The following is a 12,771-nucleotide window of genomic DNA, read 5'->3' on the forward strand; positions in this document are numbered from 1 at the left end:
TCCGGGCAGGCCGTTCTACTCCGCCTCAGGCGAGGGGGTGCCGTGGAGGTGCTCTCGGGGCGGCGCTGCCTCGGGCAGCCCGTCGGCGAGCCACTGCAATGTTTCCCGACGGGCGCGGTCGATGAGGTCGACGCTCTGGCTGAAGTCGATCGGTGTCACCGAGATCGGGCACGGCGCCGGGATGATGTGGACCGGCACGGGATAGGTCCGCCGTGAGGTCTCGGTGATGAATCTCTGCTGCACGAGGAGGGCAACGCCGTGCAGCGCCATGGCGATCGCGTTCTTCGGAACCGCCGGAAGTCCGCAGGAGTAGCCGGTCGAGAGGACCCACACCTCGGTGGCGCCCGCCTCGATCGCCTTGCTGATCGGCGTGTTGTCGACGATGCCGCCGTCGAAGAAGGTCCGGCCGTCGATCTTCACGGTCGGGAAGACTCCGGGGAGCGCGGCGCTGGCGAGTATCGATTGTCGGGCGGGTCCCCGTTCGAGGCGGACCTCGGCGCCGGTCGAGACCTCCGTGACGATGACGGAGAAGGGGATGGCGGCGTCTTCGAGCCGGTCGAAGGTCAGGTTTCGGTCGATCAGGCGGCTCAGACCGTGGTTGGGGATGAAGTGCGAGGTCCGGCCGACGAAGCCGCGCAGCCCCACGAACGGACGGAGCGGGAAGATCTCACGGCTGCGCAGTGAGCCCCACAGGTCGACCAGCCCCTGGATCGGTCGATCGCCGGCCAACCACGCTCCGTTGACCGCCCCAACGGATGTGCCGACCACCATGTCGGGGCGGATTCCCTCGGCATAGAGCGCGTCGGCCATCCCGACCTGCACCGCGCCCAGGCTCGCCCCACCCGAGAGGACGAACGCCGTCGTCATCGGATGGCCACCGGGACCTCCGCCGGAGGTCCGTCGAACACGAGGTCGCCGTCGCTCAGCATCACGGCCCGGTCGAAGTGGTCGAGGGCCTCCATGTCATGGGTGGCGACGATGACCGAACCCTTCTGGTCGGTGACCACCCGGATCAGACGCAGGAGCGCCAGCCTGCCGGCATGGTCGAGGCCCGAGAACGGTTCGTCGACGAGCAGCAGGGCGAACGGTCGGCACAACGCGACGACGATCGCCGTCTTCTGGCGGAGTCCGCGGCTGAATGTCGACGGCAGGTCGTCTTCCCGGCCGGTCAGGCCGAGCTCCTCGATCAGTCGTTCGGCATCGTGCTGCTCGGGGGTCGACCCGTGGAGCCGGGTGAGGTACTCGAGGTGCTCGCGCAACGACAGGTCCTCGTAGAGCACCGGGTGGTCGCGGATGTACGACACGGCAGCGCGTGCCGCAGTGCTGCCGGCCTCCTCGCCACTGATACGGACCGCCCCTTCGGTCGGATCGAGGATCCCGGCCGCCGTGGCGAGCAGTGTCGATTTCCCCGAGCCGTTGTGGCCGATGAGGGCGACGAGTTGGCCCGCACCGACATCGAACGAGACCGGCCCGACGGCGCGCACCTCGCCGTGGTCCTTGGTCGTCTCGTCGAATTGCAGCAGCGGGGGATCGGCGCGTGGTGTGCGCTTCTTCTTCCTGGGGGTGAAATCCATGCGTGCGTTCATTTCATGTGCTCCTGTGCCGCCATGGAGAAGTCGTCCCGGGCGCGGATCCACCCGACGGATGCCGCCGCGACGAGTGCGACGATGCAGGCGACGGTCGTGGTGGGTTGGACCCACGGCTCGTCGAGGAAAACGGCGCGGCGCGCCATGAGAACGGGGAGCACTCCTGCGGTCGTGAGCAGCGGCGGCCACAGCAGCCGATACAGGGTGCGGGGGCCCTCGACCTCGGCCGGCACCACCATGGCGGGAGAGTCGAACCGCTTGATGCTGAGGGCACCGGCCGCAACGGCGGCGGTCGCTCCCGGGAGGGCGGCGATGGCCATCGCCGTCCCGACCTGCCAGTCGAGGGTCGCCAGCGTCGCCACCGAAGCGACCCCGATCCACACCACGCTCATCGCGATCGCAGCCGCAGCGACGTGGCCGACCGCGATGTGGCCTGGGGCCACCGGGATCAGCTCGAGCATGCCTGGGTGGTCGAGTTCCTGGCTGAGCGGTTCGATCACCTCGATCGCGGCGAGGTACAGGGCCACGCCGCCGACGGCGATCAGGGCGGTGGTGCCGTGCCACATGGCAGCGACGGCGAGCCCGGCGATGACCGCGAGACCGGAGACCCGGATGATCCTGCTCAGCGGCCAACGGGCGTAGCTCCGGGCGTCTCGGACCAGGATCGGGAAACGGTTCTCGATCCGGCCGCCCTCGCCGATGCGGAACCAGGGGCGTCGGCGTGGTGTCTCGAACGCGAGCTGGCGGCGGAGCAGGAGAAGGCTGCGGATGTCCTGCTGCGCGAATGCGAAACGGATCTGGGCGACCAGTTGGGAACGATGGTGCGCGCGTTCGATCGAGAGTCGACTGCGGACCAGCCAGCCGCCGACGGCGGCGGCGACCGTGATGACGATGGCGACAGCGGCGATCGGCCTCGGGTCGAGCGGCCAGAACGCCAGATCACCGAATCCGGTCGTCGGCGAGGTCGCGCTGCCCAGCCAGAGGTCGAGCGCGGCCCAGGCCACGGGGACGACGGACAGCGCGATGAGCGGTCGGCGCAGCGAGGGGAGCGCGGCACTCAGGAAGGCCACGCCGACCCCCGACAGGGAGATTCCGATGCCGAGCAGCAGTCCCGCGGCGACCCATTCCATCTGGTCGCCGGGGAGTCGCCGCGAGGCAAGCTCACCTGCGGCGGCACCGAGCAGGGCGCCGATTCCTGCGGCGGCGCGCAGCATCCGCCATGTCGGAGTACGGAGCGCGGTGGCACGGTCGATCGGCGACAGCAGCACATGGTGCAGCTCGAGGTCGTCGATCGCCAACGGGCCGCCGTTGGCCCCCGAGCGGACCCCGATCATGATGGCCACCGCGGCAACGAGCGAGACCCAGAGCGGACCTTGGGTGCGGGCCCACTCGATCCGCGTGGGGTCGATGGCGACGTCGTCGACCAGCCCGAGGGCGAGGTAGAAGCCGAAGAGCCCGAGCAGCCCCGACACGTAGATCCGGTACAGCGTGTCGAACGGGTCGGTCTCCTGCCGACGCCGCGAACCGAGGTGTTCGCGCAGGTCGTCGAGCGCCGCCTGCGGTGTCGCGACTGACGTCATGTGTGTCCGAACTACTGGCGGTCGTGCGAATCCCCACGCGCACCGTAGTTGTGGATCAGGGGACCGGCCACACGGGGCTGACTACGGTCGAAACCGGCCGGCCAGCGAGCCGACTTCTCGCCCTCGACGTTGCGGATCGACGCCCACGTCAGCCCGGTGACCCCCGAGAGGTCGGCGCCGGTGACGTCGGCACCCTGGAGGGTGGTTTCCACCAGTCGGGCCCGACCGAACCCGACGTCGCGCAGGGTGGCGCCGTCGAGGACCGCCCACGAGAGGTCGGCGCCGTCGAGCTGGGCCCCGGTCAGGTCGGCCTTGCGGAGATCACACTTCTGCAGGTCGGCACCGCGCAGGTCGGCCCCGACGAGGTCGATGCCGGCCAGCTTCATGCCGTGCGCCGATTTCGGCGGCCCCAGGAGGTGTCCGTCGGCGACCATCTGCGGTCGGCGGAGTTCGGTAGCCACTGCGTCGCGACGGGCGTGGGATCGATTCCCACGTCGCGGGATTCGTATGTCCATACGCGTAGGTCTACGCCTGTCGCTCGGCCGTGTCTCGTCACCCCGGCGGATTCTGTCCGACACCGGATTCTTGGTCGGGACGGCGGTACTTCAGCCCACGACCCTTCGCCCCTACGCTGGGGCGATGGTGCTGCTCGTGTTGCTGAATGGCCCGCCTGCGAGCGGGAAGTCAACAATCGCTGGCCGGTTCACCGATTCTCGACCTCTCGCCCTCAATCTCGACGTCGATGTCGTCCGAGGCATGCTCGGTGCCTGGCTCGATGACCCATCCACAGCAGGGTTGGCTGCTCGTTCGCTCGCATTGGCGATGGCCGAGACGCATCTCACGGCGGGGCGCGATGTGATCGTGCCCCAATTCCTCGGGCGTCGTGACTTCCTCGATCAGCTCGCCGAAGTAGCCGAGCGCACGCAGGCGACGTTCATCGAAACGGCATTGTGGCTCGATCGCGAGACGGCGCTTGCGGCGTTTGCACAACGTGGAGCAATGCCGAGCGATCAGACCCACCACGACGCCGTTTCGCTGGTCGATCGCGCGGAACACGCGGACCCCGTCGGTCGGATGTACGACGCCTTCGTCGAACTCGTCGAGACCCGGCCTGCCACCCGACGCGTCGACGTGATCCGGGGCGAAATCGATCTCACGTTCGCGCGCTTCGTCGAAGCACTCGACATCCGGGCCTGCTAGCAGGCTGACCTGCATATTTGTTGTCGGGACGGGGAGATTTGAACTCCCGACCCCCTGCTCCCAAAGCAGGTGCGCTACCGAGCTGCGCCACGTCCCGTTGTGGGAGTGAGGGTACCCGGTGACCGGGTGGTGCCGGTTTTCGTTCTCGAACGCGCACAGTGGCAAGCTTCCGGGATGGTCCGTCGTTGGAAACTGCTCGCTCTCGTCACGGTCGCGGCCGTTCTCGCTTCGGCCTGCAACTACGTCTATGCGCCGTTCCTGGCCCGCGTCGATGGGCCCGTCGTGCTCACCGGGGCCGACCTGGGCGTTGTGGGTCTCGGGCTCGTTCCCGACCGGGCGCTCGCGTTCCGCTGGGATGGCACCACCGGCGACTGGGTGCAGATACCCGTGCAGGTCGACGAGCGGGTCGTTGCCGACTTCGGCACCGTCCCGGCCAACAACACCGTGGCGGGGGTGCCGGGCACGATCTACGGCAGCGGCACCAACAGCGGCGTCACCGCCCTTGTCTACGCCGATGCCGACACCTGGGTCGGCGCCGACCCCGACGCGACGATCGATGCCGACGACGAGATCGTGGTGCTCGCTCGCGACGCCGGACCGGAGGCGCCCAGCGGTGCGCCCGATCCCGCCGGTACCGCGTTCGGCCTCGGCAAGGAGTTGGCTCTGGTCGATCCCGACGGCGGCCCCGCCGGCTACATCTACTTCTTCTACGGCCAGGCCGGCGCCGATTCGAGCGCCGGTGAGGACCACGTGACCTACACGTTCTCGCTCGACGCCGGAACCTACAAGGCCGACTACAAACGGGCCGACGGACCGAACCCCGAGTCGTCGACCGTTGTCACCGACAACTATTCGATGGGGTTCGGCGACCGCTGGATCACCGACGAGATGCGCAGTAACTGGGGCACCGGCGTCGACATCCTCGACGGCCACAAGTCGCGCTTCAACTTTGCGACGTGCGGACGCAGCAATGTGACGTTCGCCGATGCCGAGGGTGCGTTCATCGCCAACATCGACGGCCCCATCCGGGCGATCCGTTCCTACGTCGGGGCCAACAGCGGTCCGCTCACGCAACGCACGGAGTACTTCTACGAGGACCGCTACGAGACGGTCACCGACCTCCGGGTCCACGCGATCCCCGGGGTCATGTCGTTCTGGGACTGGAGTGCCGACGCGATCGGAATGACCTATGGCAACAGTGAGCTGACCGGTTCGGTCACGATCGACGGCACTCCCGACGCCGTGCCCACGCCGCCGGCGAGCTGGGAGTTCATCGAAGGCACACAGGCCGATCTCACGATGACCTCGGAGTTCTCGGGCACCTACGCGCCCACGCTCGAGCAGGTGTATGTCGACGACTCGACGCCGCCGGCTGCGGAATGCTGGGGCGACGGCGACTACATCGGCGCGGCGGGTCAGGCCATCGTCTCGGCCATCCCCAACACCGACCCACGCGCCACACCCTTCGCCACCTTCCAGGCCCGCCAGATCGCGGCCTTCTGGCCGACCAACCTCGACATGAGCGTGTGGGCCCCGGCGTGGGCCGAACAGGCGCTTCAGCCACTCGACACCACGATCACCGACTTCTGATCGTCGCGGTCGCCCCGCCATGATGGGCGGCGATGCCCGAAGGACACACCATTCACCGCGCCGCGCGGCTCCAGCGGCGCCGCTTCGCCGGTGCCCGACTGCGGGTCGACTCGCCCCAGGGCCGGTTCGGTTCCGGGGCCGAGGTGCTCGACGGGCGTGTGCTCGAGGACGTCGACGCGCTGGGCAAGCACCTCTTCTACCGATGGGAGGACGAGGTCACGCTCCACGTCCATCTCGGGTTGTTCGGCAAGTTCGGCATCTGGCCGAACGGCGCGCCGCAGCCCTCCGAGGGCACCCGGATGCGGTGGATCGGGGAGCCCGGTGTCCTGCATCTCGCCGGGCCCACCGCGTGCGAGCTGATCGAGCCCCACGAGGAGGACGCCGTGCGGGCTCGCCTCGGCCCCGACCCGCTGGCCATCCGTCCGGGTGACCCGGAGCGCTTCGGTGCTGCCCTGCGACGGCGGAAGATCCCGGTCGCCCAGGCCCTGCTCGACCAGAAGGTGATCGCCGGCATCGGCAACGTCTATCGGGCCGAGTTCTGCTTCCTCGCCGGCATCGACCCTCGACGACCTGCCGACGAGATCGCGGCCGACGAAGCCGACGCGCTGTGGCAGCTTGCGGTGGACCATCTGACGGTGGGGGAGCGGCTCGGACGAATCGTCACCGTCGACCCGGCCGAGGTCGGCGTCGACCGGTGGCGTGACGTCCCCCGCAGCGACCGGCTCTACGCCTACAAGCGCGACGACCGGCCCTGTCGTCGGTGCGGCGACGAGATCCGCCGCACCGAGCTGGCCAACCGGCGTGTGTGGTGGTGCCCGACCTGTCAGCCCGGCTGAGCCCGCCTACGACCCCGCGAAGATCTCGGTCAGGCGACGGAATCCGTCGTGCCAGCCGACGTTGCACGGCCCGAGGATCGGGCGGGCCCTCGACGTGTCGACGACTGCGCTCGGGATGGTGAAGTCGGTCGGCTCGAACGTCGGCTCCGGTGCGCCGGCGATGTCGGCCATGTAGCGGGTCCATTCCTCGACCGAGACGACCTCGTCGCTGCCCCAGTTCAGGATCGTCGCCGGCGTGGTCGCCGCGTCGAGCAAGGCGGGGATCTGGTCGATGATGTCCTCGTGGTGGATCACGTTGTAACGGGATCCGTCGGTGTGGACCGGGATCGGCTGCCCGCCCTGCGCCATGAGCAGATGGAACATCGGCCAGCCGCCCTCGTCGCCGTAGGGGACGCAGAGGCGGGCGATCGTGGTCGGAAGGCCGAACGCCTTGGCGGCGAAGCTCACGACCGACTCCGCGGCCGTCTTCGCCGTCGAGTACGTCGGCATCATGTACTGGTGGTGGTCTTGGCCGAGCGGTGAGTCCTCCCGCATCGGCTCGCCGCCGGTGGGGGCGTAGACCGCGGTCGACGAGCAGTGCAGCACGCTCTTCGCGGCGCGGCAGTGGGCCATGAGGAGCCCGGCGGCGTCGGCGTTGGCGGAGAGGTCCTTGTCCCACTTGCCCGTCTTGGTGACGGCGAAGTTGAGGACGTGTTCGGGGTCGGTGGGGACGGTCGAGAAGTCGGGGTCGATCAGGTCGACGGCATGGCAGATCACGCCGGCCGACTCCATCTCCTCGCGCTGGGCCGGGTCCTTGAACCGGGCCAGCCCGTGCACCTCGTTGCCCTGGGCCGCGAGGGCCTTGGCGACCGGTGTGCCGACCTGGCCGGTCGCGCCGGCGATGACGATGGTGGCGTTGGCGAGAGTCATGGGTGGAGAGTAGGCGCTCGACTCGGTCGCGGTCGGGTTGACGTATCCATTAGTAGCAGCTAATCATTAGTCATGGCTGATGCTGCGCACCCCCTCGACGTGCTGCACGACCCCACCCGCCGTCGAGTGCTCGAGTTGCTGCGGGGCGGGGAGCAGTCGGTGCGGGAACTCACAGACGCCACCACAGTGACGCAATCGGCCGTCTCCCAGCACCTCAGGGTGTTGCGCGAGGTCGGCCTCGTCTCGGTGCGGCCCGACGGCACGCGGCGGCTGTATCGCATCGACCCCGACGGGCTCTCCTCGGTGCGGGCGTGGGTCGACTCGTTCTGGGACGACGCCCTGACGGCATTCGCCCGCCACGTCGACACCACCAAGGAGACCCGACCGACATGAGTACCCACAACCCGCCTTCTCCGCCGCCCGTCGTGCGGTCCGCCACCGTGTCGGTTGCGCCCGCCGATGCGTTCCGGATCTTCACCGACGAGATCGGCGCGTGGTGGCCGAGCCCCACCCACGGAATCTTCGGCGCCAAGTCGGGAGGGGTGGTGTTCAGGGACGGTCGCCTCATCGAGATCTCCCAGGACGGATCCGAGGTCGTCTGGGGTGAGGTGGCTCGATGGGATCCGCCCCACCTGTTGACGATCGCCTGGCACCCGGGCCGTGGAGCCGACGAGGCCTCGACGGTCGAGGTCTCTTTCGTCGCCGACGGCGATGCCACCCGGGTGATCATCGAGCACAGCGGCTGGGACTCGTTCGGAGTCGACGCCGCCCACCTCCGCCGCGGCTACGTCGGTCCCAACGCATGGGGCTACGTGCTCGACCACTTCGCCGACGGGGCAACCGCTCATGTCGAAGCCGCCGACCTGGCGGGACTCGCGGCGGCGTACGAGGCGTTCTTCACCGAGTTCCTGGCCGGCGGCTTCGGCCCACCACCAGAGGGGGAGTGGAACGCCGAGCAGGTCGTCGCCCATGTGGCGCTCAACGATGGCGCCATGCTCGGCGTCTGCCAGGCGCTCGTGCACGGTGGTGAGCTCCGGTTCGACAACCTTGCGTGTCACGAGCCGGCCGCGCTCGGTCGGTGGATCGAATCCTGCGGCACGCCCGACGTGATGCTCGGCCGGGTCCGCCAATCCTCCCGCCAGCTTCTGGCGGCGATCGCCCGGTTGTCGGCCGACCAGCGGGCCACGTCGGTTCACTGTCATCTGGTGCACGCCGGTTCGGTCGTCCTCGACGAGCCTCGGCCATGGGGTGTCGTCGCGGTTGATGTGCAAGCGGGTCACCACCTTCCCGCCCACGTGGAGCAACTGCGGAACCTGCGCACCTGAGCCGGCGACCCGGCCCGACCTGCGTGTCACACCCCTTCGCGAGAGTCGAACGCATGTTCGATAGCGACGACCTGGGCCAGCTGGAGGAAGCACTCGATGCGCTGCTTGCCGCGCCGGTGTCGGTGGGTTCGGCCCGTGAGGCGTCGGCGTGCACACGGCCGACAGCTTTGCGTCGGCCAAGGCGAAGACCCGCCATGTCGCGCGGCTGTCGCCCGCAGGTGCCGCGAGCCGCGAGCGCGGTTCCCGGATGAGCGTCGCGTTGCCCGAGGTGTGGGACGCGCTGGAGGCCGGTGAGTTGGGAATCGATTCAGTTCGACCTGCTCGACCTGGGTTGGCAACTGGCCGGCTCGTTCGCGGCGATGCAGGGAGCATCGATCGACGAGATCTACACGCGCTACATCGCAGATGCCGGCGGCGTGGTGATCGACCTCGGCCGGGCCCGCTGCTTCACCGGCGGCGCCCGCCTGGCGGTGAAGCTGAGCGAGCGCCACTGCCCATGGCCCGGATGCTCCGTGCCGACGAGCCAGTGCGAGATCGACCACACCACCGACCACGCCCAGGGCGGAAGAACCGACCCCGGCAACGGGGGACCCTTCTGCGGACGGCACAATCGGCACAAACAGAAGGGGTTCGCCTTCTGGCGAGACCCGACCGGCGAGTGGCACGTGTACTGGCCCGACGGCACCGAGATCGAATGATCGCCGGATCAGTCGATCGACGTCGCGCAGACGGCCGCGCAGATACCGTTGAGCCGATCACGGTCGAGCGTGAACCAGGCCCACTTGCCGCGCTGCTCACGCTCGAGAATGCCGGCCTGTGTCAGCTGCGAGAGATGATGGCTCACCGTGGCCTGTGAGCGCCCGGTGGGCTCGGTGAGGTCGCAGGCGCAGGCCTCGCCGTTCTCGGTGGCGGCGATGAAGCTGAGCAGGCGCAGACGCACCGGATCGGCGAGCGCCTTGAGCATCCCGGCGAGCTCCTCGGCATCGGCCTCGGTGAGCGGCGAGGTCTGGAGGGGAGTGCAGCAGGGAGCGGAAAGCGAGATGCGCATGAAAAACACATTGACAGATATCGATACGTTCGGCAAGGTTGCGACAGGTCGACATATCGACCATCATCGAAATGAACTCAGGAGACACCAATGCGCCTGCAACTCGCCATCGACGTCAGCAACCTCGACGAAGCGATCGACTTCTACTCGAAGATGTTCGCGACCGAGCCCGCCAAGGTGAAGCCCGGCTACGCCAACTTCGCCATCGAGCAGCCGCCGCTCAAGCTCGTGCTGTTCGAGAACGCCGCCGGCGGCGGCACCATCAACCATCTCGGTGTCGAGGTGGAGACGGCCGCCGAGGTCAGCGCGGCCGAAGCCCGTCTGTCGGGCGATGGCCTCGAGACCACCGGTGTGGACGACACCGTCTGCTGCTTCGCCGAGAAGACCGAGACCTGGGTCACCGGCCCCGACGACACCCGTTGGGAGTGGTACGTGAAGACCGGCGAAGCCGATCAGCTGGAGAACACGGTCGTGACCGCCGGCGGCCGTCCCTGCTGTGGGTGAGCAGGGCTACTTCGGGATGTCGCGCCAGGCCTGGTTCTTGTCGTAGCCGGGCTCGCGGGGCAACTGGAGTGACCGCTCGCCGATGTTGTTCTTGAGAACCTGGTCGGTGCCGCCGCCGATGGAGATCCCGTAGCGACCCATCAGTTCCATCTGGGCCCAGTGGATCTCGGGACGATCGTCGGCTTGGCCGGCGGGGCCGAGGATCTGCATGGCCAGGTCGCCGGCGAGCCGCTTGTTGTCGGAGGCCATGAGCTTGAGCAGGCCTGGATCCATCGGCGGCATCTCCCCACGGCGGATCGCACTCTGGACCTGCTCGCCCATCCAGCCGGCGATGCGCTCGCGTGAGATGTAGGTGGTGAGACCCTGGCGGATGACCGGATCGTCGGCGCAGTCGCACATGCGGGCGAGGTCGAGGAGCTTCGCGCCGGTGGGGATCCGGTTTCCGGCGATGAAGGCCGACTCGTTGGAGAGGACGGTGCGGGCGGGCCCCCATCCCTCGTTGATCTCGCCGACCACATTGGCGACGGGAATGCGCACGTCCTTGAGGAACACCTCGTTGAAATGGGCCGACCGGTTGATCTGTACGAGGGGGCGGACCTCGATGCCAGGCGTCGACATGTCGACGAGCAGGAAGGTGATGCCCTTGTGCTTGGGTGCGTCGGGGTCGGTGCGCACGAGCAGGAAACCCCAGTCGGTGTACTGGGCCGAGCTGTTCCACACCTTCTGGCCGTTGACGACGAACTCGTCGCCGTCGAGCACCGCCTTGGTGCCGAGCGACGCGAGGTCGGAGCCGGCGCCGGGCTCGCTGAAGAGCTGGCAGAACGTCAGCTCGGCCGAGAGCAGCTTCGGGATGTACTCCTTCTTCTGCTCCTCGGTGCCGTGGCGCAGCAGCGTCGGGCCGAGCATGGCGATCGTCGCGCCGGGAAAGCCGGTGAACTCCTCGTAGTCGGCCGCGATCTCCCGCTCGATGCGGGTCATCCACGACTCGCCGCCACCGCCTCCGTATTCGGCCGGCCACGCAATCCCGGAGTAGCCGGCGGCGAACAGCTTGCCCAGCCACGCCCGTGAGCCCTCGAAATGGGCGGCGGCCTCGGCCGGGTCGGCGTGCACGGTCGTCGCCCAGGGGTCGTCGGGGGACTTCGGCGTCGCATGCTCGTCGTACCAGGCCCTGACCAGGGCCCGGTAGGCGGCGTGGTCGGCAGGCTCGCTGATCTCGTCGGTGGCGCTCATCGGGGCGAGTCTCCCGCCCCTGCCCGATCGACGCCAAACGGGCTGACGCCTACTGTCCGGTGCGTGGAACCCGACGAAGGGACGCAGCGACACCGACGGCTTCAACGAGGCTCTCCCGCGTGCGCGACCTCGACAAGTGGATGGCGGAGGACCACGCCCGCCGGGGGGAGAGCACCGCGATGAGCCAGGAGCGCTACGGAACGAACGACAGTGAGGTCGACATCGAGCGGGTCCGGCTGGGGATGCTCGCCGCGGCCCGCGACCCGAAGACCTTCTCCGTGCTCGAACGGATCGGGGTCTCGGCGGGGATGCACGCGTTGGAGCTCGGTGCCGGGGCGGGCACGGTGAGCGCATGGCTCGCCGACCGGGTGGGGCAAGAGGGCCGCGTCATGTCGACCGACATCGACCTCCAGTTCCACGGCGACATGCCGGACAACGTGATGGTGCGAACCCACGACATCGCGACCGACGCGCTGCCGGCCGAACACTTCGACCTCATCCACGCTCGGGCCGTGCTGCAACACGTGCCGAGCCGCGAAGCGGTGATCCCCAAGCTGATCGACGCGTTGAAGCCCGGCGGATGGCTGGTGCTGGAGGACGGCCAGTTCCTCGGCTTCGGTGAACAGGGACTCGCCGAGCCCTATCGGACCATCCACCAGATCATCTCGGCCGGTGGGCAGGAGGAATGGCGCGACCCGAACTTCGGTCTCCAGATCCTCGACCGCATGCGAGCCAACGGGCTCGTCGATCTCGACGTGATCGGCGATGTCTGGGCGATGCGCCCCCACGAGCCCAGCGGCGAATGGTGGTTCCTCGCCCTCGAACGGGCGATCCCGCATCTGGTGGCGGCAGGAATGGTCGCCGAAGAGGATGGCGCTGCGGCGCTCGCCCAGGTCCGTGAGCCCGGCTTCGTGATGCTCAGCCCGGCATCGATCGCGTCGATCGGGCGCAAACCCGGGTGAG

The 12,771-nt window shown here is 68.6% G+C and carries 15 protein-coding genes and 1 tRNA gene; 8 read left to right on the forward strand and 8 right to left on the reverse strand.

Features of this window, described 5'->3' with window-relative positions; genetic code table 11:
• Positions 1–15: 15 nt before the first annotated feature.
• The 4 genes from R2707_00100 to R2707_00115 are packed head-to-tail and all read right to left on the reverse strand — an operon-like array spanning position 16 to position 3,627.
• Complete coding sequence (locus R2707_00100; protein ID MEZ5243468.1) at positions 16–867, reverse strand: patatin-like phospholipase family protein; 852 nt, start codon at positions 865–867, stop codon at positions 16–18.
• Complete coding sequence (locus tag R2707_00105) at positions 864–1,574, reverse strand: ABC transporter ATP-binding protein (GenBank protein MEZ5243469.1); 711 nt, start codon at positions 1,572–1,574, stop codon at positions 864–866. The genes R2707_00100 and R2707_00105 overlap by 4 nt, the downstream gene beginning before the upstream one ends.
• An 8-nt stretch (positions 1,575–1,582) precedes the next feature.
• The gene (locus R2707_00110) at positions 1,583–3,166 is read right to left on the reverse strand and encodes a hypothetical protein (GenBank protein MEZ5243470.1); all 1,584 of its coding nucleotides are present in this window, start codon (positions 3,164–3,166) and stop codon (positions 1,583–1,585) included.
• Between the two features lie 11 nt (positions 3,167–3,177).
• Complete coding sequence (locus R2707_00115; GenBank protein MEZ5243471.1) at positions 3,178–3,627, reverse strand: pentapeptide repeat-containing protein; 450 nt, start codon at positions 3,625–3,627, stop codon at positions 3,178–3,180.
• Between the two features lie 178 nt (positions 3,628–3,805).
• Here R2707_00115 and R2707_00120 point away from each other — a divergent pair, with 178 nt between their 5' ends.
• Positions 3,806–4,366: an AAA family ATPase gene (locus R2707_00120; GenBank protein MEZ5243472.1), complete on the forward strand. Its 561-nt coding sequence runs from the start codon at positions 3,806–3,808 to the stop codon at positions 4,364–4,366.
• 23 nt (positions 4,367–4,389) lie between these two features.
• Here the strand turns inward: R2707_00120 and R2707_00125 are convergent.
• A tRNA-Pro gene (locus R2707_00125) sits at positions 4,390–4,463 on the reverse strand.
• Between the two features lie 77 nt (positions 4,464–4,540).
• Here R2707_00125 and R2707_00130 point away from each other — a divergent pair.
• A complete protein-coding gene (locus R2707_00130) occupies positions 4,541–5,956 on the forward strand; it encodes a hypothetical protein (protein ID MEZ5243473.1) in 1,416 nt (471 codons plus the stop codon).
• Positions 5,957–5,988: 32 nt separating this feature from the next.
• Positions 5,989–6,792: a DNA-formamidopyrimidine glycosylase family protein gene (locus R2707_00135; GenBank protein MEZ5243474.1), complete on the forward strand. Its 804-nt coding sequence runs from the start codon at positions 5,989–5,991 to the stop codon at positions 6,790–6,792.
• A 6-nt stretch (positions 6,793–6,798) separates the two neighbouring features.
• Here the strand turns inward: R2707_00135 and R2707_00140 are convergent, their stop codons facing one another.
• Positions 6,799–7,701: an NAD(P)-dependent oxidoreductase gene (locus R2707_00140; GenBank protein MEZ5243475.1), complete on the reverse strand. Its 903-nt coding sequence runs from the start codon at positions 7,699–7,701 to the stop codon at positions 6,799–6,801.
• 72 nt (positions 7,702–7,773) lie between these two features.
• Here R2707_00140 and R2707_00145 point away from each other — a divergent pair, with 72 nt between their 5' ends.
• From R2707_00145 to R2707_00155, 3 genes are all read left to right on the forward strand, one after another.
• On the forward strand, positions 7,774–8,094 hold the full coding sequence (locus R2707_00145; protein ID MEZ5243476.1) for a metalloregulator ArsR/SmtB family transcription factor: 321 nt from the start codon (positions 7,774–7,776) through the stop codon (positions 8,092–8,094).
• Complete coding sequence (locus tag R2707_00150) at positions 8,091–9,026, forward strand: SRPBCC domain-containing protein (protein MEZ5243477.1); 936 nt, start codon at positions 8,091–8,093, stop codon at positions 9,024–9,026. Before R2707_00145 ends, R2707_00150 begins: the two co-directional genes overlap by 4 nt.
• A 290-nt stretch (positions 9,027–9,316) precedes the next feature.
• Positions 9,317–9,724 (forward strand): HNH endonuclease signature motif containing protein, encoded by a 408-nt coding sequence (locus R2707_00155; protein MEZ5243478.1) that lies wholly within the window; start codon positions 9,317–9,319, stop codon positions 9,722–9,724.
• A gap of 8 nt (positions 9,725–9,732) precedes the next feature.
• On the opposite strand, the gene R2707_00160 is transcribed toward R2707_00155, so the two are convergent.
• The gene (locus tag R2707_00160; protein ID MEZ5243479.1) at positions 9,733–10,074 is read right to left on the reverse strand and encodes a metalloregulator ArsR/SmtB family transcription factor; all 342 of its coding nucleotides are present in this window, start codon (positions 10,072–10,074) and stop codon (positions 9,733–9,735) included.
• A 90-nt stretch (positions 10,075–10,164) separates the two neighbouring features.
• On the opposite strand from R2707_00160, the gene R2707_00165 reads away from it, so the two are divergent.
• Complete coding sequence (locus tag R2707_00165; GenBank protein ID MEZ5243480.1) at positions 10,165–10,578, forward strand: ArsI/CadI family heavy metal resistance metalloenzyme; 414 nt, start codon at positions 10,165–10,167, stop codon at positions 10,576–10,578.
• Between the two features lie 6 nt (positions 10,579–10,584).
• Here R2707_00165 and R2707_00170 read toward each other — a convergent pair whose 3' ends face one another.
• A complete protein-coding gene (locus tag R2707_00170; GenBank protein MEZ5243481.1) occupies positions 10,585–11,808 on the reverse strand; it encodes an acyl-CoA dehydrogenase family protein in 1,224 nt (407 codons plus the stop codon).
• A 119-nt stretch (positions 11,809–11,927) separates the two neighbouring features.
• On the opposite strand from R2707_00170, the gene R2707_00175 reads away from it, so the two are divergent.
• Complete coding sequence (locus tag R2707_00175) at positions 11,928–12,770, forward strand: class I SAM-dependent methyltransferase (protein ID MEZ5243482.1); 843 nt, start codon at positions 11,928–11,930, stop codon at positions 12,768–12,770.
• Position 12,771: the final 1 nt, after the last annotated feature.

The sequence above is a fragment of the Acidimicrobiales bacterium genome (assembly GCA_041394245.1).
GTDB lineage: Bacteria > Actinomycetota > Acidimicrobiia > Acidimicrobiales > Aldehydirespiratoraceae > JAJRXC01.